The following is a 23,889-nucleotide window of genomic DNA, read 5'->3' on the forward strand; positions in this document are numbered from 1 at the left end:
GTCGGATTTTTTGTATACCGTGAAGAAAAGAGGTCCAGTAATGAGCACTTCCGAAACAACCGCACGCCTTGCCGTTGGCGATAAGGCTCCAGAATTTACCCTGACTGACGCAGCGGGTAATTCGTTGTCCTTATCTGATTACCGCGGTAAGAAAACCATCGTATATTTCTACCCGGCAGCTTCCACCCCAGGCTGCACTAAGCAGGCCTGCGACTTCCGTGACTCGATTGAGTCTTTGAAGTCTCTGGGCTACCAAGTTCTGGGTATCTCTCCGGACAAGGTTTCAAAGCTGGAAAAGTTCGTCGCAAACGAATCCCTAAACTTCCCAACACTCTCTGATGAGGATCACGCGGTGGCCGAGGCATACGGCGCGTGGGGTGAAAAGAAGAACTACGGACGTGTTTACGAGGGACTGATTCGCTCAACCATCGTTGTGGATGAAGAGGGCAATGTGGCACTCGCGCAGTACAACGTGCGTGCTACAGGTCACGTTGCTAAGCTCCGTCGTGACTTGGGGATTGACCCAAAGTAGGCCGCGTGACTCGCCGATTTCGTATCGGTGAAAACTTCCGCTACACTGATTGAGGTCGCCTTCGAGGATTTCGATTCTCGGTGTAGCGCTGGCGAGTATGGCGGAATTGGTAGACGCGCTGGATTTAGGTTCCAGTGTCTTCGGACGTGAGAGTTCAAGTCTCTCTACTCGCACCTGATAACCCTGCGGTCTGAGCAATCGGACCGCAGGGTTTTTGTCTGCTTCATGGCAAGCCAGTGAAGCGTAGTATCAAAGGATCATAGGCAGCGAATAATCGTGTTGCTGGGCCGGGCAAGGGCGTAGGGGAGGGTGTTATGGCAGTAGAGCGGTTGCCCACAACCTATGGGCTTGTAGAATCGGATCCAGAACAGTTATTGATTGACCGGCGGGGCATTTCCCCTTCTGATCTGGCGCAGATCGAGCGGATCATGGCCGAGATGGGCCGAATGCGGCAGGTTGAGCGCAAGATCATGCGCAGCTCGCAGCGCTATATGCAATTGAATGAGACCGACATGCGTGCGCTTCGGCAATTGATCGCCGCAAAGAATGTGGGCAGGGTTACTACACCCACTGATTTGCGCGCTTATCTCGGGATCTCCAGCGCGTCCGTGACGAAAATGATCGACCGGCTTGAAGCCCATGGGCATGTTCGGCGCAGCCAGCATCCGACGGACCGCCGGTCGCAGTGCATCGAAGTCACCGAGCAGGCACATCTGGCTGCGCGCGAGCAGATGGGGCGGCATCATGCCAAGCGCTTTGAGGTGGCCTATTCTCTGACCCCTGAAGAACGCGAGGTCGTGATCCGTTTCCTGGCCGAGACCTCCGATGCCCTGGACAGCAGCCTGGAGCAGTCAAACCCCACGCGTTCCTAGTCGCGCCTAGTCCCGGAAACCGCGCGGTGCCTGTTCTGCGTCCTTCGCGATGTTGGCGATTGTCGCCGGGAAAATGACCCCGTGAAACGGGTAGACCGCCCACCAGTAGCAGCGTCCCCAGAGGCCGCGGGGAAAGAAGACCGCACGCTGGATGAGCTCAGAGTTTCCGTTGGCTTGCTGGCCGATGGAGTATTCAAGCCAGGCCTGTCCCGGAACGCGCATTTCCGCTCGTAAGCGCAACAGGCGGTCCTTCTCCAGCGCCTCGACCCGCCACCAGTCAACTACATCGCCTAGGGCCAGGGTGCTGTGCGAGCGCCGGCCTCGACGTGACCCCACGCCGCCGGCTAGTTTATCCATCAGGCCGCGCAGCCTCCAGAGACTTGGGAATGCGAAGTATGGCGAATCACCGCCGAGTCGCTGCACCACCTGGAAGAGTGCCTGCGGGGTGGCTGCCGTGCTGATCCTGCGCGTATCGGTATAGCTTTTGCGCCCAGCCCATTGTGGATCCGAGGGCAGCGGCTCGGCCGGAGCTGAAATCGGATGGGCTGTCGCCCAGGTGGTTTCCACCGCGTCCGCATGAATCTTTTCCAAGGCCAAGTGCACCGATTTGGGGTAGTCGCACAAGCCCTGCGCAGGCGGCGCAATGAGATCGTCAATTTTTCGCGATTGCATAACGCAGTCGTGCTGCAAGGACTGGACGAGCGCGGTAGCCAAAGTGCGGGGCAGGGGCGTGACCAGATTGACCCAATGCGAGGCCAACCGCGGGGTCAGCAGCGGAAGCGCCCAGATCCTCGGTTCGCGTAGCCCGGCCACGCGGGCATAGATTTGCATCAGCTGGGCGTAGCTGTAGGCTCGCGGTCCACCGATGTCGTAGGCGCCTTGGACGGGCGCTCCCAGTTCGGCTGCGGCCACGAGATAATGCAGGGCATCGCGAATGGCTATGGGCTGGACCTTGTTGCGCACCCACCGTGGTGCCGGCATCACCGGCAGTACATCGCTCAGGTGCCGGATCATCTCGAAACTGGCGGATCCCGAGCCGATCACCAGTCCGGCCTGCAGGATCAGCGTGTTCACCGAAGCGGACAGGATCTCTCCTACGGCAACACGGGATTCCAAGTGCTCGCTGAGTTCTCCCGAAGGGTGCAGCCCGGAAAGGTAGACGACTTGGCCAACACCTTGCTGCAGTGCCGCCTGGGCCATGACAAAAGCGCAATTTTTCTCCTGTTCGGCGAAATTGCGGCTTCCGGACATGGAATGCACCAGGTAATAGACGACGTCGGCACCGGAGCAGAGCTGGGAAACGGCCTCAAGGTCCGCGAGGTCTCCTTCGATGATGTCCACCTCGGCATGCCAGGGAACGTCGCGCAAACGCTGGGCATCGCGGGTGAAGACCTTGACCTGGTGCCCTTGGCGCAGCAGCCGCGGGACCAGCCGGCCTCCGATGTATCCGGTGGCACCGGTGACGGCGATCATGCTCATCGGGAGCCCTCCTTTGAACTCGATGTGCGGTGCCAGGCGATTGCGCTGGCTCCAATCAGGACTGCTGCCGCGCAGCCGAGTGCGGTGATGCCAACCAGATTCGATGCGTTGGCCCCGCCCAGGCGCCCAACGCCGATCCATAGCAGACCCCAGCAGATAGCTGCTGGAGCAAAGATGTTGCGCGCATAGAAGCTGATGGTCAGAGCAATCAGGACGGCAACAATCAAAAGCGCGACGGCCAGCTTGGGAGCCCACGCAGCATCGACGCCGAAGCCCAGCGACAACAGCCATGCCGCGGTATTGGCTATGCTGGCAACGCTTACCCATCCCAGGTAGAGGCCGAAGGTCAGCCACATGATCCAGTATTCCAGCCCCGATGATGGCGTGCCGGCACGCATGATTGCCATCATCCACGCCAGGACGGCGACGAGGCCGAAAATAATGGCAACACTGAGTCCCAACCAGCCAAGTTGCACCACGCTGATCCAAGCCGCATTGAGCAATGCCGAGAGCACGGCCGGAGTTCGCAGGGTCGCTGCCCAGGAAGAGCGCCGGCCCGATGCAGTGAGCTGGAAAATGCCGTAGACCGCCAATCCGGCGTAGATCACGCTCCAGATCGAAAATGCCGGTCCTGCCGGCGCCAGCAGTGTCGCATCAGCGCTGAGGTAGCCTCCGGCCACCTGCTGGACCGGAGTGCCGCCCAGTGCTCCGCTGCCGATGAAGGATACGACGATGGCCGTGGCCAGCGAGATTGCCGTGACCACCGACCAGGTCCATCGCGGTTCGGCAACAGGGCTGACGCCCGGCTGCAGTGCGGGTTGGTGTGAGGGTCTCATGCGTTGCTCCTAGGATCGTGGAATCTTTTTGCGGATGCGGCTGGACAAACCTATCTCTACAAAACTATATTATTAAAACATCATGTATCTAGATAAGCTAAATATCAACATAGCGAGATAAAAAATCATGGCAAGTGCACCTCCCTTCCGTACTTCGGAACTTTTCCGCTCTCTGATCTCACTTCAGCGAGCGCATGCACTGCGCGAAGTTCGATTACGCGCTGGCCTGAATCTGAACGACACGGATCTCAAAGCGCTGAACCTCATCCGCAGCTTGAGCGCACCCGGACCCGGCGAGCTGGCTAAGGAGCTGGGCGTTTCTACGGCCGGCATCACCGCGGTGTTAGATCGGCTCGAGGTACGCCAAGTGATCGCGCGCCGGGAACACCCCACGGACCGGAGGCGCACTGTGATCCATGCAGGCCCTGCCTTTCCCGAGGCAACCGGCGAGGCGCTGGCGATCCTGCGCAGCCTGCACAGGTTCTGTGCGCAGCTCGATGCTCCCTCCCGACAAGCGCTGCGCACGCTGCTCGCGGAAATCCTCCTATCGCTGCAGGCCGCCAGCACTGGGCAAGACGATAATTCCACCCCACCAGATCACCGGAGCAGTGAACTATGACAACGCATGCCAGTACCGATCAATCTTCGCCGGCCGGCCCGCGCACGATGACCGGCGAGAAGGGGTTCATCGACGAAGTCACCCGGGCGGCCATCAGCGATCGCCTCGAGCAGATCGGGTTGCAGGCTCAGCAGCGCAGCGCGGCGTATTCCGCGCAGGCCGCCGTGCTGTGGTCGCAGATCACCGCCCGCCTGTCCACAGGCAAGCTGATGCGCCCGGCCTTGGTCATGCTCGGCTACCGCGCCTTCTCGGGCTGCAATGAGGTCCGTGCCATCGATTTGGGCTGCGCTTTCGAGCTGCTACACAGTGCGCTGCTGATCCACGACGATGTGGTGGACAAGGACTTCGTGCGCCGCGCAGAGCCAACCATCTCGGCGCTGTACCGCGATCAAGCTCTAACCGTCGGGCGCAGCCAGGCCGAAGCGGAGCATGCCGGGAATTCGGTGGGGATCATCGCCGGTGACCTGCTGATCAGCGAGGCGATCAAGCTCGCCGCACGGGCCGCCGCTGGCACCGACAGCGAGTCCGTCGTGGAGCAGGCCTTCTTCCAGGCAATCGAGCAGGCCGGAGCAGGGGAACTGGAGGATCTGCTCTACTCCCTGGGATCGGCCCCGGCGACCACCAGCGAAGTGCTGCGCATGGAGCAGCTAAAAACCGCATCGTACTCCTTCCAGTTGCCGCTGCAAGCGGGGGCGCTCTTGGCAGGTGCAACCATGGGCCAAGCTGAAAACATCGGCACCGTCGGCTGCCAGCTGGGGGTGGCGTACCAGGTCATCGACGATGTGCTTGGAACCTTCGGGGATCCTTCGTGCACCGGCAAATCCGTGGAGTCCGACCTGCGCGAATTCAAGAGCACGATCCTGCTGGCCCTGGCCGCCGAACAGCCTGAATTTGCCCAGATGCTCAATGGCCTCCGCTCCGGTCACGTGTCAGTCGGGCAGATCCGCCAAGAGCTGGTCGACCAGGGGACGGAGCAATTCGCCCGGCATCTGGCCCAAGCACTGTGCAGCCGCGCCACTGGATCGACGGCATTCCGCGACTTGCCCGAGGAGGCCCAGCAGCTGCTGCGCACCTGCAGCCACCTCATCCTGGAGCGACGCCGATGAACGCCATAAAACCGCGGGAGCTCAACCCGCGCACCCCTGCCCTGCACTTGTATTCCCGCACGGCACAACGCAGCGCGCAGGTGCTGCTTCGCCAGTACTCCACCTCCTTCTCGCTGGCCTGCCGGATGCTCGACACAGCTAGCGCCACCCATATCGCCAATATCTACGCCCTGGTGCGCCTCGCCGATGAAATCGTCGACGGCGTGGCCTTCCAAGCCGGGCTCGAGCCGCGCGCGATCGCCGCGTGCCTCGATGACCTGGAAGCGGAAACGGAACGTGCCATGGAACGCGGCTACAGCACCAATCTGGTGGTGCATGCCTTTGCGCTCACCGCTCGTTCCACCAGCATCACGCAGGCGCTGACTGCCCCGTTCTTCGCCTCGATGCGGGCGGACCTGACCACCGGGCAGCACGATGCGCGCAGCCTCGAAGATTATATCTACGGCTCCGCCGAGGTGATCGGGCTGATGTGTCTTCAGGTGTTCCTGGCGATGCCCGGGGCCGTGCCGCTGGACGCGGAGCAAGCGGACCAGGCCAAACGGGCGGCCCGAAGCCTGGGCGCGGCCTTCCAGAAGGTCAATTTCCTGCGCGATTTGATGCAGGACAGCCAGGAGCTGGGACGTGCCTATTTCCCCGGCATCAACCCCGCAGCATTTAGCGAGCAGGAAAAGCAGCGCCTGGTGGCGCAGATCGAGCAGGATCTGGAAACGGCGCGTGCTGGGCTGCCACTGCTGGCGCCCGCCGCGGCGCGTGCGGTGCGCCTGGCCCACGACCTGTTCAGGGAGTTGAACAGGCAGCTGGACAAGGCTCCGGCAAAAATGCTACTGCGCACCAGAATCTCGGTTTCCCCCGGGCGCAAGGCGATGATCGCGGTGCGGGTGCTGCTGGGCAGGCCGGGAAAGACGCAAACCAGTCACATCATGGAAAGGCGGCACTAGATGGCCAGAGAAATTCGGGACGTGGTAGTCATCGGAGGGGGATTCTCGGGCTTGGCCAGCGCCGGTCTGCTGGCCGCGCGCGGGTGCAATGTCACCTTGCTGGAACAGCACGCCACGGTGGGCGGCCGGTCCGGCCGTATTGAGCGCGCGGGATTCCGCTTCGATACCGGGCCCTCCTGGTATCTCATGCCAGAGGTATTCGAGCATTGGTTCGAGCTCATGGGAACCAGTGTCAGCGCGCAGCTGGAGGTGCGCGAACTGGATATCGGATACCGCACGTTCTTCCAAGGCCGCCCATCTCCGGTGGACGTGGGCACCGCACCGGGCATCCGCGCGCTCTTCGAATCCCTAGAACCGGGAAGCGCTCCAGTGCTTGAGGATTACCTGCGCACCGCTCGCACAGGTTACGAACTGGCCCTGCAGCACTTCCTCTACGATGATTTCAGCTCGCCCCGGTCGCTATTGGACCCTCAGCTGCTGCGTCTGCTCCCACAGCTGGCCGCCTTGTTGGGCTCTAGCCTGGAAAGCTACCTAGCCAAGCGTTTCCAGAGCAATGAAATTCGCCAGTTGCTTGGCTATCCTGCCGTATTCTTGGGCTCCAGCCCGGAGCGCACCCCTGCGCTCTATCAGCTGATGAGCCACCTGGACCTGACAGATGGCGTCAAGTACCCGATGGGCGGCTTCGCTGCGGTGGCCGAGGCTATGGCAAAGGTGGCAACCCAGCATGGAGCCAGCATCACAGTAGGAGCCACCGCCACCGCGATCGAAACCACGCCGGGCAAGAACCCGCGGGTGGCGGCGGTTCACTGGACCGATGCCACGGGGAAGCGGCAACACACCGCGGCCCAGGCAGTGATCGGGGCAGCCGATGTGCGCCATATCGACGGAAGCTTGCTGCCAGGGCACCTCCAAACTCATACGGCCAAGAATTTTGCGCGCCGGGATCCAGGCCCGAGCGCCATTCTGGTGTGCCTGGGCATCACCGGGAAACTGCCAGAACTGGAACATCACAACCTGCTTTTCAGCACGGACTGGAAAGATAATTTCGCGCGCATCCGCGAAGGCCGCGAATTGCAGCCGGAAACCAGCATCTACGTCTGCAAGCCCAGCGCCACCGACCCTTCCGTCGCGCCTGCTGATTGCGAGAATCTGTTCATTCTTGTGCCTGCTCCAGCCCTGCCAGAATGGGGAAAAGGAGGCCCGGATGGTCATGGGGATCCCATGGTCGAGCAGATCGCTGACGCCGCCATCGACCAGCTGTCGAGCTGGGCCGGAATCTCGGATCTGCGCCAGCGGATCGTGGTGCGCCAGAGCATCGGGCCGGCGGATTTCGAACAGCAGTATGGCGCCTACCGGGGAGGGGCGTTGGGCCTGGCACATACCCTGGGCCAAAGCGCCATGCTCCGGCCCGGCAACCACAGCAAGAAGGTGCAGGGACTGCATTATGCCGGAAGTACGGTGCGCCCCGGGATTGGCGTTCCGATGTGCTTGATCAGCGGCGAGCTGGCCGCCAAGGCAGTTCTGGGCATCACTGCCCCTGGCCCCTTGCCCGATGAGCGACGAAGCGCCAACAGAAGGGAAGCGGGAACATGATCTATCTGGGTATTCTTCTCGGACTGCTCGGGTGCATGGCGCTATTGGATGCCAAATGGAAGCTCTTTGTCTTCCGCCACCCGCTGCGCGGGCTGGCGGTCCTGGGATTGGGGACGGGATTTTTTGTGTTCTGGGATGTCCTTGCCATCGGGCAAGGGATCTTCCTGCATGAGCCATCGAAGCTGATGACCGGGATCATGGTCGGCGAACAGTTTCCGTTGGAAGAAGTCTTTTTCCTGGTCTTCCTGTGCTATTGCGCGATGATTTTAGTCACCGGAGCGCAAGCGCTGATCCAGGTCCGGGCGCGGCGATGCCGTGCAAGCTCAGAGCTAAGGGGAAGGCGATGACCTTGTTTCTTGAGATGAGCTTATGGTTTCTCGCTGCAGCAGGCAGCGTGTTCCTCCTGGGCGTCCTGGCCAGCCGGAAAAGGCCTGCCGCTATAGCGCTGCCGTTGCTGGCCGCAATGGCGCTGATGCTGCTGCTCACGGCGATCTTCGACAACCTGATGATCTTTGCGGGGCTCTTCGACTATGGGACGCACACGCTTTCCGGTCTGCGCATCGGGTTGGCGCCCATTGAGGACTTCTTCTACTCCGCCTGCGCTGTGCTCTTGGCACCCGGCCTCTGGTGGCTCTTCGAAGGCCAGGAGTCAAGGCGCAAGGGCAGCGGCCATTCCACTCTTGACCACGACAAGGCTTGAATATGCTTCATGGAATTATCACAACTTCGCGGCCGGTGTCTTGGGTGAACACCGCCTACCCCTTTGCCGCCGCCTACCTCTTGGCTGGTGGCTCAGTGGATTGGAAATTCGTCGTGGGTACCATCTTCTTCTTGTTTCCCTACAACCTGGTGATGTACGGGGTCAACGACGTCTTCGACTATGAATCGGATCTGCGCAACCCGAGAAAGGGCGGCATAGAAGGCGCGCTACTGGCCCGCCACAGCCACCGGATGATTTTGCTGGCGAGCGCGATCACCGCCGTGCCCTTCCTGATCGTCTTGGCCGTCGCCGGTAGCGGCATCTCCACTGCTGTACTGGCGGGGTCGGTTGCTGCGTTGCTTGCCTATAGCGTTCCGGTCCTGCGGTTCAAGGAACGCGCTGGGCTGGATTCCCTGACCAGTGCGGTCCATTTTGTCTCACCTGCGTTCTTCGGCTGGGTGCTGGCGGGAGCGCCGGTGCACCCCACCCAAGGGCTGGTGTTCACTGCATTCCTCCTCTGGGGCATGGCCAGCCATGCGCTGGGTGCCATTCAGGACATCCTTCCCGACCGTGAAGCAAAGCTTGGTTCGATCGCGGTAGCATTCGGTGCACGGACGACGATTTTCTTGGTGGCGGGCGCGTATGTATTCGCTGGGCTGTTGCTTCTGCTCGGGGTTCGCGGAGTCGGCTCGTTAGCTGGCTTGCTCGCCATCGCCTACATTCTTAATGTGCTTCCGCATCTTGGGGTGCAGGATTCCACGTCCGGTACGGTTAACCGTGCCTGGAAGAGATTTCTGTGGATCAACTACCTATGTGGTTTCTTGCTGACGATGTTGTTGATTTACACAGCTGTATTCACCCGCTAATCACCAAAGAGATGTCGAGGATTTGATGGATGTCATCCTGCTTTCCGAGGACGGCCAGCCAGTTGGCGTCATGCCCAAGGAAACAGTGCATACCAGGGATACACCTTTGCACCAAGCGTTCTCCTGTCACGTCAAGAATTCCCTGGGCCAGGTGCTGATTACACGCAGGGCGCTGTCAAAGTCGACATGGCCCGGGGTATGGACTAACTCCTTCTGTGGCCACCCCCAGCCGGGGGAGCAGATGGAAACCGCGATCCGCCGGCATGCTGGCGGTGAATTGGGCATGGCGATCCGCGATATCCAGGTGGCCTTGCCGGAGTTCCGCTATCGCGCGGTCGATGCCTCCGGGGTTGTTGAGAACGAGATCTGTCCGGTATTTACCGCCGTGATCGATGCAGAAATCACCATGAATCCGGAGGAAGTCATGGATTACCGCTGGGTTGATCCCGTGGAATTTGCGGTAGCGGTCCGAGCCGCTCCATGGGCCTTCAGCCCATGGCTGGTCATGCAGGCCAGCGAAATGCCCCAGTATCGCACTCAGTAGCGAGCCCGGCCAGATTAGCGGCTCTTAAAAGCCAAGCGTGGTGAGGATGCTCAGCACGGTAGTAAGCCCACCGTATACAACAATATCCGACCCCGGTAATGACCCTGATTCCGATACCCCCGACCAATCCGTTTCAAGTTCTTCGCCGTCAAATTCACTGACTCACCCTTAGCGTTAGTGAACCGGGTACTCACAAACACCAACAACTCGCACCGCCAGGCAACCAACGTCCGGAACAAAGACTGCGCCTCCACCATTTTCGATGCTTTCGCTGACTTCTCCGACACCGCCCCCGGGAATGACACTCATGAACGTCCGTAGCCTGCAACAGCGTTCTCATATGCTCTTTAATCCCATAAACCACCGCGAGTTCAGTATCTGATTACAGGATCTCTTGCAGTCGTTCAATCTGAAGATGGGAAAGGTTCTCCAAGTTACAGGTCAACAGTTTCCGATACTTATACGCCGGATCAGTCACCCTGCCACGACGCTCAAAGACCTCATCGGACCGGCGTCGACGAACCTGTGTGATCATATGATTCGCCCGCTGAATCACATGAAAATGATTAACACTGATCTTCGCTTTCAGTAAGTTCTCCCGCACCGCTTTACGGAACTCTGAGGACATATCAATCGCCACATGCTCAACACTTTGACGCCGATACCGCGGCCGGGCCTTCAACCATTTCTTCACTGCCGCACCGCGGCGTGCGTCCACGATATCCAAGATTTTCCCCGTATCAAGCTCAGTGAACACAATGGACCACGGTTCAATCCGCACGAATTTTCCGGTCCTACCCCGGGCATAACGAACCTTACGAAATTGGTGTTCATCGATACCGAGGCGGCGAATAAACATCCGGTCCACATCCCCGACAACCTGACCTTCAACATTCAGCCGCGCCATGACCGTAGGCCACGACTCTCCGTGCGCTGCGGCGACCCGAGACACTGCCCGCAATTCGCAGCTCATCTCATCGACCAGACGCTGGAGAGCGGGCTGGTGATCCGTGCAAGGGGAGGGCAGCTGGGCGGTGGTTTGCACGAAGGCACGGCGTGCACAGGCTGTTTCTTGGCAGGCCATACGGCGTTTGCGTACCAGGATCTGGAGGTCGTTTCCGCCGGTTGGGATGTCTTTGACTCGGTGGATTGGCCTGGCTTGGATGCGAGTGGTGACCACCCCCACACGAGGGGCAGGCAGCTTCGAGGGCTTTGGGCTCGAGGAGGACTTGTTGTCCATCAGTATCGTGGGTTGCGTTGATGACGCGGTAGTCAGTGAGGTTCAGAAGAATCGACGCAGGGTCGCTTCCACCGGAATCCTTGAACGCGGCTCGTAGTTCCTTACGTAATGGTTTGTCTAGACGACATCCATTTTCTCAGAAGGGACTGCGAGCCCTACTTATTTTGGGGCCACCACGCTAAAACTTGAAGAGCCATTTAAAGATTTCTCAAAATTCCGTTTGGTGGAGCCCTGTACCGTGAGGAGTATGGGGCCGGTCATTTTGACCTGTTCCACACAGGAAGAGAGCAACACGTATGGGCTCGAGAAAAAACCTTTCGCTAGGTGTCATTGCAACTTCGCAAAAGACTGACGAAAAGCGACTACCAATTCACCCGATGCATTTTGAACGCATCGAAGAAAACTCCCGCCAGAGCATCATGATCGAATCCGGATACGGCATTCCCTGTGGCATGAGCGATGAAGAACTGGCACCATTTGTCGGAAAAATCGCCTCACGAAGTGAAATCATCGCCAGCGCAGACATTGTGCTGCTTCCCAAACCGCAATTCGCCGACCTGGAAGAAATGCGTGAAGGGCAGACACTTTGGGGTTGGCCTCACTGCGTCCAGGACGCAAAGCTGACGCAGCTTGCCATCGACAAAAAGCTCACGCTGATTGCTTTTGAAGCCATGAATCACTGGGGTGCGGACGGTAGCTTTGGGCTGCACGTGTTCCACAAAAACAATGAACTCGCCGGCTACGCCTCGGTACTTCATGCCCTGCAACTTTGCGGGGTCACCGGAGACTATGGTCGCCGGCTGACCGCGACTGTCATTGGCTTTGGTGCTACAGCTCGCGGCGCTGTCACCGCGCTGCGCGCCCACGGCATTAACGATGTTCGGGTGCTAACTAGCCGATCGGTAGCTGCCGTAGCTTCCCCAATTCACGCCGTACAGATGGTCCAGTTTGAACATGAGGGTGGTCCGAACCTAAGCGAAGTCATCACCGACGAGGGCAAATTGCCATTGGCGCCGTTCCTGGCCGAAAGCGACATTGTCGTGAACTGCACTCTCCAAGACCCCAATGCTCCGTTGATGTACTTACGAACCGCCGAATTAAGTGCTTTCAGCCCGGGGAGCATCATCGTGGATGTGTCTTGTGATGAAGGGATGGGATTCGAATGGGCCAAGCCGAGCACCTTTGCCGAACCAATGTCGAGCATTGGTCCGAACATCAACTACTACGCGGTGGACCATTCCCCTTCGTATCTGTGGAACTCGGCCAGCTGGGAGATTAGCGAAGGCTTGTTACCATTCCTCGATACCGTGCTGGCCGGAGCCGAGGCCTGGAAAGAAAACAAAACTATTTCACGGGCCATTGAAATCCAGGACGGTGTTGTTCTCAATCCTGCGATTCTTGAGTTCCAAGGCAGGGGAGCGCACTACCCTCATCAACTCTCCGCCAAGTAGCAATACTTTCTTGAGATTCTCCGTTGGTAGCTAGGCGGCAGGTTCCGATACGCTTAGTTCCCAAAGGTTTTACCGGTGAGCGCCAATCAGAACAGGAAACAAGAATCTTCATGGATGTAGTTTTGCTGTCGGAGGATGGTCAACCAATTGGCACTTGTGCCAAAGAACTGGTGCACACCACCGACACCGCACTGCACCAAGCATTCTCCTGCCACGTGCTTAATGCAGACGGACAGGTTCTGGTTACTCGCCGTTCACTGAATAAGCTCACCTGGCCTGGAGTCTGGACGAATTCATTTTGCGGACATCCGCAACCGGATGAAGTGATGGAAGATGCTATCAAGCGCCATGCCCAACACGAACTAGGTCTGTCCATCAAGTCAGTTGAACTGGCGCTGCCTGACTTCCGTTATCGAGCAGTGGATGCCAGCGGCATTGTTGAGAATGAAATCTGCCCGGTGTTCACTGCGGTGATTGATAGCGAGATTTCGGCCAACCCGAGCGAAGTGATGGATCACCGCTGGGTTGACCCGAATCAGCTGGGGGACTCCCTTCGCCTGACCCCTTGGGCATTTAGCCCATGGGTAGTTTGGCAAGCGGAACAGATGGATTTATATCAGCGTGCCTGAGTTGAATCGAAACTGAAACTAATAACAAGGAAGCCTCCCAAACTCAAAAGAGTTTGGGAGGCTTCCTTGTCTTGTTCGGAGGTCGACGTTGACCTATACGAAGTTTTCAGTTCCTTCAACGGTGTTCATGAAGTGATCCATGAACTCAGCAAAGTCCTGAGCATCTGACTCTTGATCAATAACGGCACCAACGCTCACCGCGTCATCGATATAAAAATCAATGCTCGGCTTAACCGGGATGGTGAAGCGGAAGACTCGTCCAGTGGAGGTGGCGACTTCATAGCCGCCGTCTACAAGCTGGGCAAGCTGGTTCACATTGGTGTTATTGATATTGATGGCGTCTTCGGAGGCCCGCAAGTCACTGGAATTCACCGGAGCGATGATCAGTTCTGCTGGCTGACGCCGATAGCCGATGACCTTAAGTCCTCCAGAACCGGCAATACCAGTTCCAGCTACAAGGTTGTAGCTGGCGAAATTAGGGATCTGCGAATCGAACGCGTCGTGAAGACGCGCTTTGACCTGCTCGGCTGGATTTTCGTCTGGGCGGTTGTCCATGTCTCCTACTCTACCGATATCTTTGGACAATTTGATCAGTCATAACATTTATTGAAACATGTCATGGTTACGTCATGGGTTGCTCAATTGGTCATATTGACGACTAGAATGAAATTTATGAGCCAGGATGCTACGCCAGATATCAAACCACGTTCCCGTGTGGTCACCGATGGTATCCACGCCGCTCCGGCGCGCGGTATGTTGCGTGCCGTCGGCATGGGCGATGATGACTTCGCAAAACCTCAAATTGGTATTGCCAGTTCATGGAACGAAATCACTCCATGTAACCTTTCGCTTAATCGTCTAGCCCAAGGCGCCAAAGAAGGCGTTCACGCAGGCGGCGGTTTCCCCATGCAGTTCGGAACCATCTCCGTATCTGATGGCATTTCTATGGGCCATGAAGGAATGCACTTCTCACTGGTTTCACGAGAGGTCATTGCCGACTCGGTAGAAACAGTGATGATGGCCGAACGGCTTGACGGCTCAGTGCTGCTGGCCGGCTGTGACAAGTCGCTGCCGGGAATGCTCATGGCAGCTGCCCGACTGAACCTCTCATCAGTGTTCCTCTATGCCGGTTCCATCATGCCGGGCTGGGTCAAGCTAGAAGACGGTACCGAAAAAGACGTCACCTTGATTGACGCCTTTGAAGCTGTAGGTGCTTGCGCGGCCGGGCGTATGAGCGAAAAAGATTTAGATTCTATTGAACGTGCCATCTGTCCAGGTGAAGGCGCCTGCGGTGGAATGTACACGGCCAACACCATGGCATCAATCGGTGAGGCCCTGGGTATGAGCCTTCCGGGTTCCGCCGCTCCACCGTCAGCCGATCGACGCCGCGACATGTTTGCGCACCGCTCCGGTGAAGCCGTGATTGAAATGTTGCGCAAGGGAATTCGCGCCCGCGACATTATGACCAAAGAAGCATTTGAAAACGCTATTGCCGTCATGATGGCCTTCGGCGGATCAACCAATGCAGTGTTGCACCTATTGGCCATTGCTAAGGAAGCCGAAGTTGAACTGTCACTGAGCGACTTCAACCGCATTGGAGATAAGGTCCCGCACCTAGCGGACCTGAAACCATTTGGCCGTTACGTGATGAATGACTTGGACCGCATTGGCGGTGTCCCCGTAGTGATGAAGGCGTTGCTAGATGCAGGACTGATTCACGGAGACTGCCTGACGGTCACCGGCAAGACGGTTGCTGAAAACCTCGCGCACATCGCTCCACCAGATCCTGACGGCAAGATCCTTCGTGCCATGGACAACCCGATCCACAAGACCGGTGGGGTGACCGTGCTGCATGGTTCGTTGGCTCCCGAAGGTGCAGTGGTGAAGTCCGCCGGCTTTGATGCTGATGTCTTTGAAGGTACAGCTCGCGTCTTTGAACGTGAACAAGGTGCACTCGAAGCCTTGGATGCAGGAAAGATTCACGCCGGAGATGTGGTGGTCATTCGTTATGAAGGACCCAAGGGCGGACCGGGTATGCGAGAGATGTTGGCCATTACCGGAGCCATCAAGGGCGCCGGTCTAGGTAAAGATGTCTTGCTACTTACCGATGGACGCTTCTCCGGTGGAACCACCGGATTGTGTATTGGACACGTGGCACCTGAAGCCGTTGATGGTGGGCCCATTGCCTTTGTGAACGACGGAGATAAGATCCGTGTGGATATTTCGGCACGGAGTTTTGACCTCTTGGTTGATCCCGAAGAATTGGAAGCTCGCAAGATTGGGTGGAAGCCCTTGCCAGCGAAGTTCACCACGGGTGTGCTGGCCAAGTACGCAAAGCTAGTCAATTCTGCTTCGACAGGCGCGTATTGTGGCTAAGCAGCAGAAAATTCATGGTGTGGGTGAGACGAAGCGTCCACACCATGGACATTCATCTCATATACTGAGATGAACGGGGCGTCTATTTGCTCTTTACCCTCGGGTAGAGAAAACTAGAGGCATGCAAACAAACTTCGATGTTCTACTAGTTATCAGGCGCGGAGCCTGAGACGCTGTCGCACTAAGCGGACAGAACATCGGTAACGCGCAAGCCCCCTTTCGTCAGTAGCGACGGCCGCGGGGCGTTTTTTATGCGCAAACGAAGAGATAGAAATGGAAAGGATCCCGATGAGCAACTCAACACCCGCCAATCCGGCGTCGGTTGCGAATTCAATCAATCGAACCAAGGATGCCGCCGCCGCTGTCTCTTCCGTTGTGGAAGCTTCGAACCCGGTACAGGGTCCGAATACTATCGTTGCTCCCACACAGATGACGGGCTCACAAGCCATCGTCCGCTCGCTGGAAGAACTAGGCGTCAAAGACGTCTTCGGATTGCCAGGTGGGGCCATCCTTCCCACCTATGATCCACTGATGGATTCGACCAAGATCAACCACGTCTTGGTCCGCCACGAACAGGGTGCCGGCCATGCCGCACAGGGTTTCGCCATGGCTAGCGGCGAGGTAGGCGTTTGTATCGCCACCTCCGGCCCCGGCGCAACCAACCTCGTCACCGCACTGGCCGATGCCAATATGGATTCGGTTCCAATGGTGGCAATCACAGGTCAGGTGCACAGTGCCTTTATCGGCTCTGACGCATTCCAGGAAGCAGACATTGTCGGCATCACGATGCCGATCACCAAGCACGCTTTTTTGGTCACCAAAGCAGAAGACATTCCCAAGACCTTGGCCAGTGCCTTCTACCTAGCTCAGACCGGTCGTCCCGGTCCGGTGCTGGTAGATATCACCAAGGATGCCCAACAGGCGGATATGACCTTCTCGTGGCCACCAAAGGTGGAATTGCCTGGATACCGTGTGGTGACTCGTGGTCACAACAAGCAGCTACGCGAAGCAGCCAAGCTGATCGCCGGCGCAACTCGTCCGGTGCTCTACGTAGGCGGCGGCGTCATCAAGGCCAACGCTCACGAAGAGCTGAAGGAATTTGCGGAATTCATCAATGCGCCAGTGGTCACCACCCTGACCGCACGCGGTGCGTTCCCTGACTCCCATGTACAGCACGTGGGCATGCCTGGCATGCACGGTGCAGTATCCGCGGTGACTGCACTGCAGCAGTCAGACTTGCTGATCACCCTGGGTGCTCGCTTTGACGACCGTGTCACCGGTGTGCTTTCATCCTTCGCTCCTAACGCGAAGGTGATCCACGCCGATATCGACCCAGCGGAAATCTCCAAGAATCGTGTAGCAGATGTGCCAATTGTGGGCTCGCTGGATGAGATCATCCCGCAGCTGCAAGAAGCCTGCGCTACCCGCTTTGAAAACGAGCCTCAGGCCGATCTGACCGGTTGGTGGGGACTGCTGAACCGTCTGCGTGAAACCTATCCAATCGGTTACACACAAACCCAGGATGGACTCTCCGCGCCACAGAACGTGATCCAGCGTATCGGTGAACTCACCGGTCCTGAAGGCGTTTATGTAGCCGGCGTAGGCCAGCACCAGATGTGGGCTGCCCAGTTTGTTAAGTATGAGCGTCCTCGCTCCTGGCTGAACTCGGCCGGTCTTGGCACCATGGGCTTCTCGGTACCTGCAGCGATGGGTGCCAAGGTGGCCCAGCCTGAGCGTGTGGTCTGGGCTATTGATGGCGACGGTTGTTTCCAGATGACCAACCAAGAGTTGGCCACCTGCGTGATCAACAAGATCCCCATCAAGGTAGCCATCATCAACAACTCTTCACTGGGTATGGTTCGTCAGTGGCAGACCCTGTTCTACGACGGCCGTTACTCCAACACCGATCTGAACACCGGTCACGGCACCGCACGCATTCCCGACTTTGTGAAGTTGGCAGATGCCTACGGTTGTGTGGGACTGCGTTGTGAACGTGATGAAGACATTGACGCCACCATCAAGCAGGCTTTGGAAATCAATGACCGCCCAGTGGTGATCGATTTTGTTGTCTCGGCTGATTCGATGGTGTGGCCAATGGTTCCTTCGGGAGTCAGCAACGACCAGATTCAGATTGCTAAGGGCATGACCCCTGAATGGGAAGAGGAGGACTAGAACATGGCAAAGCACACGCTTTCGGTACTGGTAGAAGACGTACCTGGTGTACTCACCCGAGTAGCTAGCCTCTTCGCCCGCCGTGCCTTCAACATTCACTCATTGGCTGTAGGCCCCACGGAAATTGACGGCATTAGCCGCATGACCGTAGTGGTTGACGCCGAGGGCGATTCCCTAGAACAGGTGACCAAGCAGCTGAACAAGCTGATCAACGTCATCAAGATTGTCGAACTGCTGCCGGAAACCTCGGTGCAGCGCGACCACATCATGGTCAAGGTGCGTGCCGACGCGGCAACCCGCCTGCAGGTGACCCAGGCTGCGGAACTCTTCCGTGCCTCGGTGATCGATGTGTCCACCGACTCGCTGGTAGTGGAAGCTACCGGCAACGCGGCAAAGATTGAAGCGCTCTTGGCGATCCTTGAGCCTTTTGGCATTCGAGAGATTGTCCAGTCCGGCACCCTCGCGGTGGGACGTGGCGCCAAATCAATGAGCGACCGCGCACTAAAGTCCCTCTCCGCCTAAGACTGGCGAAGACATCAACGGACACGAACTACAAATTTTAGATACTTGGCACCTAGCTTAGAGATTGAGCTAAACGCCAGAGCACAAATAAGGAGAACTACAGTGGCTGATCTGTATTACGAAGACGACGCAGACCTCTCGATCATCCAGGGCAAGAAAGTAGCCATCATTGGTTACGGTTCCCAGGGTCACGCACACGCACTGAGCCTGCGCGATTCGGGTGTTGAGGTTGTTGTTGGTCTGGCTGAGGGCTCCAAGTCCCGCGCCAAGGCTGAAGCTGAAGGCCTGAAGGTCTCCAACGTAGCTGAAGCAGCTGCTTGGGCCGACGTCATCATGATCCTGACCCCAGACCAGGTTCAGGCTCAGGTGTACTCCGAGTCCATCGCAGAGCACCTTGAAGAAGGCAATGCACTGTTCTTCGGCCACGGCTTCAACATCCGCTTTGGCTTCATCCAGCCACCAGCCAACGTTGACGTTGCCCTGGTTGCACCGAAGGCTCCGGGTCACACCGTACGCCGCGAATTCGAAGCTGGCCGTGGTATCCCTGACCTGATCGCCGTGGAGCAGAACTTCACCGGTGGCGCCAAGGAACTGGCACTAGCTTACGCAGCAGGCATCGGTGGCACCCGCGCTGGTGTTATCGAAACCACCTTCACCGAAGAGACCGAAACCGACCTGTTCGGTGAGCAGGCTGTTCTTTGTGGTGGTACCTCGCAGCTGGTTCAGTACGGCTTCGAAGTTCTGACCGAAGCTGGCTACAAGCCAGAGATCGCTTACTTCGAGGTTCTGCACGAGCTGAAGTTGATCGTCGACCTGATGTGGGAAGGTGGCATCGCCAAGCAGCGTTGGTCCATCTCTGATACCGCTGAGTACGGCGACTACGTCTCCGGTCCACGCGTTATCACCCCAGAGGTGAAGGAAAATATGAAGGCTGTACTGGGCGATATCCAGTCCGGTGCTTTTGCAAAGCGCTTCATGGAAGACCAGAAGGCCGGCGCTCCTGAATTCAAGGAACTGCGTGCCAAGGGTGAGGCCCACCCAATCGAGACCACCGGCCGCGAACTGCGCTCGCTGTTCTCCTGGATCTCGGACGCATCCTCGGATGACTACGTAGATGGTTCCGTAGCCCGCTAATTGCGAGCTGAGAACTAGCTTTATTATCTGAAAGCAGCTGGCTCTGAACGATAGGAATATCGTTTAGAGCCAGCGGTTTTCGTTTAAATGCATGTTGCGTCCATTCTGCGATGAGCGCATCGAAAAGGGAGCTGCACTCCTGCTGTGTGCTGAAGTGCCGCGGCCTGAAGGAACTTTAGTATTCAATCTTTTAGTGTAAGAATTGTTCCGGGCGAGAGCAGAACGAACAATGCCGCCGCCGCTGTTCAATAGCTGATAGTTCAAGGAGCAAAAGTGGCTAGCGAAGATATTGAGATCGTTTCTGATGGAAATGGCGTGGCAGTCCTTGGCGAACGCAGCGCCGTTGACAAATTCGTGGAATCCGTCGGCTTGATTTCCAAGGAACTGCCCTTGGAACGCGTAAGCAAAGCAGCTGGCCACAGTGCAACCGCGATGCAAGCCGGTAGCGGGATTGCGCAGACGTCCGGACGCTGGATCAAGCTCTCGGAAGACTCAGCACGGATCTTCAATGCCAAGAACCTGATGGCTGGATCGGAGAACGGCCTGGCGCGTGCAGTCGTCATGAAAGATGGCAAGATCAGCAATTTGCTTGAAATCGTCACCAGCCCAACGGCGATGCTTTCAAACCCGGCTGTTCTGGCAGGCGTGGGTGGAATTATAGCCCAATACGCGATGCAGCAGAGCATGGATGAGATCACCGATTACTTGAAGGTGATCGACGAGAAAATTGACGATATCCTCCGTGCGCAGAATGACGCGGTCCTAGCGGATCTTGATGGTGTTGGAATGCTCATCGATGATGCCATGGTCGTGCGCGACCAAGTGGGGCATATCGGCGAGACGACATGGTCAAAGGTTAATTCGAATGCCAAGACCATCGCAACGACCCAGTCCTATGCGCTGCGGGCCTTGGCAGGATTAGCTGAAAAGCTGGAAAACAAAACGAAGATGGGTGAACTGGCCAAGATCACCCGCGAGATCGAATCAAAGGCCACCCAGTGGTTGGCAGTATTGGCACGTTGCTTCCAACTCGAAGACGGCATGTCTGTTCTGGAACTGGACCGTGTGCTCAACGGGTCTCCTGACGAACTGGAGAATCATCGAATCGCGCTGCAGATCGCGCGCGAACGCAGAATCGCACACATTACGAAGGTGACCGAGCAGCTTCTTGAGCGAATCGCTGTCGTCGCCGGACTGGCGAATTCAAAGGTGCTGCTGCATCCGAAGTCATCGAGCGAAGTCGTGAAGGCGACGAATGCCGTCTCGAATGATCTAGTGGAATTCCAAAGCCGATTGGGAATCGAGAGCGCCTACGGGGCACTGGAGTCAAAGAAGTGGCTCAAGGCTGTCTCCGAGGTTCGGGACAAGGTGACTGATGCAGGCGCTGATGGCTTGAGCGCAATCAAGCAGTTTGGGGACGAGACGAAGAACCGTGCCTTGGACAAAGCCGAGGACGTAGCAACTTCATTTGCCGAGAATATCAAGAAAAGCCGCAGTGGGGAGTCCGCGAAGGATTCTCCAGAAGCCATTGAGAAGTAGGAGCTGGCGGAGCTAGATTCTTCCCTCGCACTTGGCTCCATTGCATTTCAAATAAATCGACCTCGGTTACTTCCGATATGGGAAGTAACCGAGGTCGATTTTTTAGTCTGCTGGGTCGGATACCAGCCAGGCAGGCTTAGAGCTTCGAAGCCCGGTAGCCGGCCTTGCGCGCATCAGCTGCAGTCTTGAAGCATTCTTCTGGCTTCGTGATGTTGTAGAAGCGCTGTCCCTTGACGTGGTACTTCCACTCCTTCTGGCTGCCGGTGCGGTTGCCCTTCACCGGGTAGCCTGCAGGGCAGTTCTTTGCCTTGCCGCTCATCTTCACGGAACGCTTGGCGGCCGCCTTCTTCACCAGCAAGGTCTGCGTCTTCTGAATGGTGGAGGTCTTGCCCTTGAGCTGGTACTTGACCGTGGTGGTGACCTTGTAGGTGCCCGCTGCGAGCTTGACGGACTTCTTCTTGCTGGCGACGGTCTTCTTGCCCTTGACCACCTTCAGCAACGCCGACTTGATCTTCACGTTCTTTGCCTTGGAATAGCTAGGCTTGATGGTTGCCTTGGCTGAACCCTTGACAGTCTTCGTGCCAATTTTCTTGATCGTTACCGCAGGAGCCTTTTTCTTCGCAGCAACGATGCTGGCAGATGAAATGCTGGTGGGCAACGGAGCGGCCGAGGCCGCGGAGACACCGGAGAATACAAGTGCTCCCGAAGCGATGACAGCGAGTGAACGCTGAACTAATTTATTCAATTTCTCCCCATGGAAAGTCGAGCGAGCATGGGCACTGATCGGTCCCATGTGCTGATTCTAATCTGGACTGGGAATAGAAACTATGGCTTGACGCGATTGTGATCGATTGCGGCTATTGCCGTCAAAGCGTTACCCGAGCAGTCGAGTGTTTTCCCAATGATTAGTTGAAGCCTTTGCTAGGCTCGGGCAAAACCATGCAAAGGAGGGCGCCCATGCCACAGGAAAGCAACTACGACGATTTCGCCCAGGACTACGCTGACGAGAACGAATTCAGCATGCTGAACGCCTACTATGAGCGGCCGGCCACCTTGGAACTGGCAGGAGAGGTTGCCGGCCGGAACATCCTGGATATCGGCTGCGGCGCCGGTCCGCTGTCGGAACAGCTCATGAGCCGTGGAGCGAGCGTCTCGGGCTTCGACACCAGCCGGGCAATGGTGGACCTGGCACGCCAGCGGCTGGGCGAAGATGCCGACCTGAAAGTGGCGACATTGGGGGAGAAGCTCCCGTATGCCGACAACAGTTTTGACGATGCCATTGCTTCCTTGGTGTTCCACTATTTGCCGGACTGGGACTACGCACTGGAGGAAGTCCGCCGGGTCCTCAAGCCCGGCGGCCGGCTCATCATGTCGGTGAACCATCCGATTCTCTTCCCGTTCAACCACCGAGGCAAGGACTACTTCCAGCTCACCCAGTACACCGACGAAGTGACTTTCAAGGGGAAGCCTGCCGAACTGACCTATTGGCATCGGCCTTTGCATGAAACCATGAAGGCACTGATCTCCGCAGGGTTCGCGGTGGAGCGTGTTTGGGAGCCGCCGTATGCCAAGGATGCGCCCGAAGGCGTGATTCCAGAAGCCTTGCGTGAACGCGACGCGTTCTTGAGCTTCCTGTTCTTCTCGCTGCGCTCGACGCGCTAGCCAGCGCGCTGCTTCCAGGTGCCAACGGCGTCCGGAAGCCGCGAAGCCCTCGAATGTCAGCTGATAGCCGGCATAGCGGCAGGACGCGTTGAATGATGGGGATCGACGAAACTGTTTTCTGCCAGCTGAAGCAAGTAATCGCCATACCCGCTCTTGCCCAACTCTCGGCCCAAAGTGCGCAACTGGTCATCGCAGATGAACCCCTGGCGCCATGCAACTTCCTCGGGAGAACCGATCTTCAAACCCTGCCGCGCTTCGACAGTGCGCACGAAGTTGGAGGCGTCGTTGAGCGAATCGAAGGTTCCGGTATCAAGCCACGCAGTTCCGCGGGCCAGCACCGTGACGTTGAGGTTGCCCTCTTCGAGGTACAAGCGGTTGATGTCGGTGATCTCAAGCTCTCCACGGGCCGAAGGCTGCAATGTCCGGGCTTTGCCAACCACGGAATTGTCGTAGAAGTACAATCCCGGAACAGCGTAGTGGCTTTTCGGGTCCAGCGGCTTCTCTTCCAGCGATACGGCCCTTCCGGAGCTATCGAACTCGACGACGCCGTAGGACCTGGGATCCTTGACCCAGTAGCCGAAGATCGTCGCGCCGGTCTGGTCGGCGTAGCTTCCCAACTGGGTGCCGAACCCCGGTCCATGGAAGATGTTGTCACCCAGCACCAGCGCCACGGATTCCCCTCCGATGTGCTCGGCGCCAAGTATGAACGCTTGGGCCAGGCCTTCAGGCCGGGCTTGCACGGCATAGGACAGATTGATGCCGAACTGCGAGCCATCGCCGAGCAAGGACTTGAACTGCCCCTCATCCTGCGGCGTCGTGATGACCAGGATGTCCCTGATTCCAGCGAGCATCAGCGTGGTCAGCGGATAGTAGATCATCGGCTTGTCGAAGACAGGCACCAATTGCTTTGAGATGCCTCGCGTGATCGGGTGCAAACGAGACCCGGTTCCCCCCGCTAGAATTATTCCCCTCATGGCTATCGAGCCTAATGAAGCGGGCAGCGATCTTGTCAGAGTAGTCATACTCGAGAATTGCTAGGAAGTTGCTTGGCCGCGGTGCCCACTGGCTACATTGGTGAG

The 23,889-nt window shown here is 57.7% G+C and carries 23 protein-coding genes, 1 tRNA gene and 1 pseudogene; 19 read left to right on the forward strand and 6 right to left on the reverse strand.

Features of this window, described 5'->3' with window-relative positions:
• Nucleotides 1-40 precede the first annotated feature (40 nt).
• The 3 genes from bcp to AC1Z3F_RS03850 all read left to right on the forward strand — a co-directional run bounded on the left by bcp (nt 41) and on the right by AC1Z3F_RS03850 (nt 1,404).
• Nucleotides 41-532: a thioredoxin-dependent thiol peroxidase gene (gene bcp, locus AC1Z3F_RS03840; protein ID WP_262197955.1), complete on the forward strand. Its 492-nt coding sequence runs from the start codon at nt 41-43 to the stop codon at nt 530-532.
• Nucleotides 533-623: 91 nt separating this feature from the next.
• Nucleotides 624-705 (forward strand) — tRNA-Leu (locus tag AC1Z3F_RS03845).
• 141 nt (nt 706-846) lie between these two features.
• Nucleotides 847-1,404, forward strand: coding sequence for a MarR family winged helix-turn-helix transcriptional regulator (locus tag AC1Z3F_RS03850; RefSeq protein WP_131087960.1), 558 nt, complete (start codon nt 847-849; stop codon nt 1,402-1,404).
• A 6-nt stretch (nt 1,405-1,410) separates the two neighbouring features.
• On the opposite strand, the gene AC1Z3F_RS03855 is transcribed toward AC1Z3F_RS03850, so the two are convergent.
• Together AC1Z3F_RS03855 and AC1Z3F_RS03860 are read right to left on the reverse strand one after the other, a co-directional pair.
• Nucleotides 1,411-2,883, reverse strand: a complete 1,473-nt coding sequence (locus AC1Z3F_RS03855; protein WP_131087961.1) for an SDR family oxidoreductase — start codon at nt 2,881-2,883, stop codon at nt 1,411-1,413.
• On the reverse strand, nt 2,880-3,719 hold the full coding sequence (locus AC1Z3F_RS03860; RefSeq protein WP_131087962.1) for a tryptophan-rich sensory protein: 840 nt from the start codon (nt 3,717-3,719) through the stop codon (nt 2,880-2,882). The genes AC1Z3F_RS03855 and AC1Z3F_RS03860 overlap by 4 nt, the downstream gene beginning before the upstream one ends.
• 127 nt (nt 3,720-3,846) lie before the next feature.
• Between AC1Z3F_RS03860 and AC1Z3F_RS03865 the strand changes: the two genes are divergently transcribed.
• From AC1Z3F_RS03865 to idi (AC1Z3F_RS03900), 8 genes are read left to right on the forward strand one after another with little or no spacing between them, the layout of a single operon-like run.
• On the forward strand, nt 3,847-4,338 hold the full coding sequence (locus AC1Z3F_RS03865; protein ID WP_131087963.1) for a MarR family winged helix-turn-helix transcriptional regulator: 492 nt from the start codon (nt 3,847-3,849) through the stop codon (nt 4,336-4,338).
• On the forward strand, nt 4,335-5,444 hold the full coding sequence (locus AC1Z3F_RS03870) for a polyprenyl synthetase family protein (protein ID WP_131087964.1): 1,110 nt from the start codon (nt 4,335-4,337) through the stop codon (nt 5,442-5,444). Before AC1Z3F_RS03865 ends, AC1Z3F_RS03870 begins: the two co-directional genes overlap by 4 nt.
• On the forward strand, nt 5,441-6,382 hold the full coding sequence (locus tag AC1Z3F_RS03875; RefSeq protein ID WP_131087965.1) for a phytoene/squalene synthase family protein: 942 nt from the start codon (nt 5,441-5,443) through the stop codon (nt 6,380-6,382). Before AC1Z3F_RS03870 ends, AC1Z3F_RS03875 begins: the two co-directional genes overlap by 4 nt.
• Nucleotides 6,383-7,975, forward strand: coding sequence for a phytoene desaturase family protein (crtI, locus tag AC1Z3F_RS03880; protein ID WP_483566585.1), 1,593 nt, complete (start codon nt 6,383-6,385; stop codon nt 7,973-7,975).
• Nucleotides 7,972-8,322 (forward strand): lycopene cyclase domain-containing protein, encoded by a 351-nt coding sequence (locus AC1Z3F_RS03885; protein ID WP_483566586.1) that lies wholly within the window; start codon nt 7,972-7,974, stop codon nt 8,320-8,322. The genes crtI and AC1Z3F_RS03885 overlap by 4 nt, the downstream gene beginning before the upstream one ends.
• On the forward strand, nt 8,319-8,675 hold the full coding sequence (locus AC1Z3F_RS03890) for a lycopene cyclase domain-containing protein (protein WP_242632427.1): 357 nt from the start codon (nt 8,319-8,321) through the stop codon (nt 8,673-8,675). Before AC1Z3F_RS03885 ends, AC1Z3F_RS03890 begins: the two co-directional genes overlap by 4 nt.
• 44 nt (nt 8,676-8,719) lie before the next feature.
• Complete coding sequence (locus AC1Z3F_RS03895; RefSeq protein ID WP_483566587.1) at nt 8,720-9,541, forward strand: prenyltransferase; 822 nt, start codon at nt 8,720-8,722, stop codon at nt 9,539-9,541.
• A gap of 25 nt (nt 9,542-9,566) precedes the next feature.
• Entirely contained in the window at nt 9,567-10,085 is a 519-nt protein-coding gene (gene idi / locus AC1Z3F_RS03900; RefSeq protein ID WP_483566588.1) for an isopentenyl-diphosphate Delta-isomerase, read from the forward strand.
• 50 nt (nt 10,086-10,135) lie between these two features.
• Here the strand turns inward: idi (AC1Z3F_RS03900) and AC1Z3F_RS03905 are convergent.
• A pseudogene (locus AC1Z3F_RS03905) lies at nt 10,136-11,377 on the reverse strand (ISL3 family transposase).
• A 244-nt stretch (nt 11,378-11,621) separates the two neighbouring features.
• Between AC1Z3F_RS03905 and AC1Z3F_RS03910 the strand changes: the two are divergent.
• Nucleotides 11,622-12,776: a N(5)-(carboxyethyl)ornithine synthase gene (locus AC1Z3F_RS03910; RefSeq protein WP_483566589.1), complete on the forward strand. Its 1,155-nt coding sequence runs from the start codon at nt 11,622-11,624 to the stop codon at nt 12,774-12,776.
• Between the two features lie 110 nt (nt 12,777-12,886).
• Nucleotides 12,887-13,405 carry an isopentenyl-diphosphate Delta-isomerase gene (gene idi / locus AC1Z3F_RS03915; protein WP_483566590.1) on the forward strand — a complete coding sequence of 173 codons (519 nt, stop codon included), beginning with the start codon at nt 12,887-12,889 and terminating at the stop codon, nt 13,403-13,405.
• 93 nt (nt 13,406-13,498) lie between these two features.
• Here the strand turns inward: idi (AC1Z3F_RS03915) and AC1Z3F_RS03920 are convergent, their stop codons facing one another.
• Nucleotides 13,499-13,960 (reverse strand): hypothetical protein, encoded by a 462-nt coding sequence (locus AC1Z3F_RS03920; RefSeq protein ID WP_131087972.1) that lies wholly within the window; start codon nt 13,958-13,960, stop codon nt 13,499-13,501.
• 108 nt (nt 13,961-14,068) lie between these two features.
• Between AC1Z3F_RS03920 and ilvD the strand changes: the two genes are divergently transcribed.
• The 5 genes from ilvD to AC1Z3F_RS03945 all read left to right on the forward strand — a co-directional run bounded on the left by ilvD (nt 14,069) and on the right by AC1Z3F_RS03945 (nt 21,148).
• On the forward strand, nt 14,069-15,781 hold the full coding sequence (gene ilvD, locus AC1Z3F_RS03925) for a dihydroxy-acid dehydratase (RefSeq protein ID WP_483566591.1): 1,713 nt from the start codon (nt 14,069-14,071) through the stop codon (nt 15,779-15,781).
• A 288-nt stretch (nt 15,782-16,069) separates the two neighbouring features.
• On the forward strand, nt 16,070-17,953 hold the full coding sequence (locus tag AC1Z3F_RS03930) for an acetolactate synthase large subunit (protein WP_483566592.1): 1,884 nt from the start codon (nt 16,070-16,072) through the stop codon (nt 17,951-17,953).
• Nucleotides 17,954-17,956: 3 nt separating this feature from the next.
• The gene (ilvN, locus tag AC1Z3F_RS03935) at nt 17,957-18,475 is read left to right on the forward strand and encodes an acetolactate synthase small subunit (RefSeq protein WP_131087975.1); all 519 of its coding nucleotides are present in this window, start codon (nt 17,957-17,959) and stop codon (nt 18,473-18,475) included.
• 102 nt (nt 18,476-18,577) lie between these two features.
• On the forward strand, nt 18,578-19,609 hold the full coding sequence (gene ilvC / locus AC1Z3F_RS03940; RefSeq protein WP_483566593.1) for a ketol-acid reductoisomerase: 1,032 nt from the start codon (nt 18,578-18,580) through the stop codon (nt 19,607-19,609).
• Nucleotides 19,610-19,882: 273 nt separating this feature from the next.
• Nucleotides 19,883-21,148 (forward strand): hypothetical protein, encoded by a 1,266-nt coding sequence (locus tag AC1Z3F_RS03945; protein WP_483566594.1) that lies wholly within the window; start codon nt 19,883-19,885, stop codon nt 21,146-21,148.
• A 136-nt stretch (nt 21,149-21,284) separates the two neighbouring features.
• Here AC1Z3F_RS03945 and AC1Z3F_RS03950 read toward each other — a convergent pair whose 3' ends face one another.
• Nucleotides 21,285-21,941, reverse strand: a complete 657-nt coding sequence (locus tag AC1Z3F_RS03950) for a sunset domain-containing protein (RefSeq protein WP_105661116.1) — start codon at nt 21,939-21,941, stop codon at nt 21,285-21,287.
• 164 nt (nt 21,942-22,105) lie between these two features.
• Between AC1Z3F_RS03950 and AC1Z3F_RS03955 the strand changes: the two genes are divergently transcribed.
• Complete coding sequence (locus AC1Z3F_RS03955; protein ID WP_483566595.1) at nt 22,106-22,810, forward strand: class I SAM-dependent methyltransferase; 705 nt, start codon at nt 22,106-22,108, stop codon at nt 22,808-22,810.
• 56 nt (nt 22,811-22,866) lie between these two features.
• On the opposite strand, the gene rfbA is transcribed toward AC1Z3F_RS03955, so the two are convergent.
• Nucleotides 22,867-23,784: a glucose-1-phosphate thymidylyltransferase RfbA gene (rfbA, locus tag AC1Z3F_RS03960; RefSeq protein WP_105658087.1), complete on the reverse strand. Its 918-nt coding sequence runs from the start codon at nt 23,782-23,784 to the stop codon at nt 22,867-22,869.
• Nucleotides 23,785-23,889: the final 105 nt, after the last annotated feature.

It is taken from the genome of Glutamicibacter sp. MOO4 (assembly GCF_056934395.1).

Excerpts from the sequence above, each read along its gene's own strand:
- AC1Z3F_RS03885 (WP_483566586.1), top strand. The coding sequence starts at position 7,972 with ATGATCTATCTGGGTATTCTTCTCGGACTGCTCGGGTGCATGGCGCTA.
- AC1Z3F_RS03870 (WP_131087964.1), top strand. The coding sequence starts at position 4,335 with ATGACAACGCATGCCAGTACCGATCAATCTTCGCCGGCCGGCCCGCGC.
- AC1Z3F_RS03950 (WP_105661116.1), bottom strand. The coding sequence starts at position 21,941 with ATGGGACCGATCAGTGCCCATGCTCGCTCGACTTTCCATGGGGAGAAA.
- AC1Z3F_RS03855 (WP_131087961.1), bottom strand. The coding sequence starts at position 2,883 with ATGAGCATGATCGCCGTCACCGGTGCCACCGGATACATCGGAGGCCGG.
- AC1Z3F_RS03890 (WP_242632427.1), top strand. The coding sequence starts at position 8,319 with ATGACCTTGTTTCTTGAGATGAGCTTATGGTTTCTCGCTGCAGCAGGC.
- AC1Z3F_RS03955 (WP_483566595.1), top strand. The coding sequence starts at position 22,106 with ATGCCACAGGAAAGCAACTACGACGATTTCGCCCAGGACTACGCTGAC.
- AC1Z3F_RS03850 (WP_131087960.1), top strand. The coding sequence starts at position 847 with ATGGCAGTAGAGCGGTTGCCCACAACCTATGGGCTTGTAGAATCGGAT.
- ilvN (WP_131087975.1), top strand. The coding sequence starts at position 17,957 with ATGGCAAAGCACACGCTTTCGGTACTGGTAGAAGACGTACCTGGTGTA.
- AC1Z3F_RS03860 (WP_131087962.1), bottom strand. The coding sequence starts at position 3,719 with ATGAGACCCTCACACCAACCCGCACTGCAGCCGGGCGTCAGCCCTGTT.
- bcp (WP_262197955.1), top strand. The coding sequence starts at position 41 with ATGAGCACTTCCGAAACAACCGCACGCCTTGCCGTTGGCGATAAGGCT.
- rfbA (WP_105658087.1), bottom strand. The coding sequence starts at position 23,784 with ATGAGGGGAATAATTCTAGCGGGGGGAACCGGGTCTCGTTTGCACCCG.
- AC1Z3F_RS03875 (WP_131087965.1), top strand. The coding sequence starts at position 5,441 with ATGAACGCCATAAAACCGCGGGAGCTCAACCCGCGCACCCCTGCCCTG.
- AC1Z3F_RS03865 (WP_131087963.1), top strand. The coding sequence starts at position 3,847 with ATGGCAAGTGCACCTCCCTTCCGTACTTCGGAACTTTTCCGCTCTCTG.
- ilvD (WP_483566591.1), top strand. The coding sequence starts at position 14,069 with ATGAAATTTATGAGCCAGGATGCTACGCCAGATATCAAACCACGTTCC.
- AC1Z3F_RS03930 (WP_483566592.1), top strand. The coding sequence starts at position 16,070 with ATGAGCAACTCAACACCCGCCAATCCGGCGTCGGTTGCGAATTCAATC.
- idi (WP_483566590.1), top strand. The coding sequence starts at position 12,887 with ATGGATGTAGTTTTGCTGTCGGAGGATGGTCAACCAATTGGCACTTGT.
- crtI (WP_483566585.1), top strand. The coding sequence starts at position 6,383 with ATGGCCAGAGAAATTCGGGACGTGGTAGTCATCGGAGGGGGATTCTCG.
- AC1Z3F_RS03910 (WP_483566589.1), top strand. The coding sequence starts at position 11,622 with ATGGGCTCGAGAAAAAACCTTTCGCTAGGTGTCATTGCAACTTCGCAA.
- idi (WP_483566588.1), top strand. The coding sequence starts at position 9,567 with ATGGATGTCATCCTGCTTTCCGAGGACGGCCAGCCAGTTGGCGTCATG.
- AC1Z3F_RS03920 (WP_131087972.1), bottom strand. The coding sequence starts at position 13,960 with ATGGACAACCGCCCAGACGAAAATCCAGCCGAGCAGGTCAAAGCGCGT.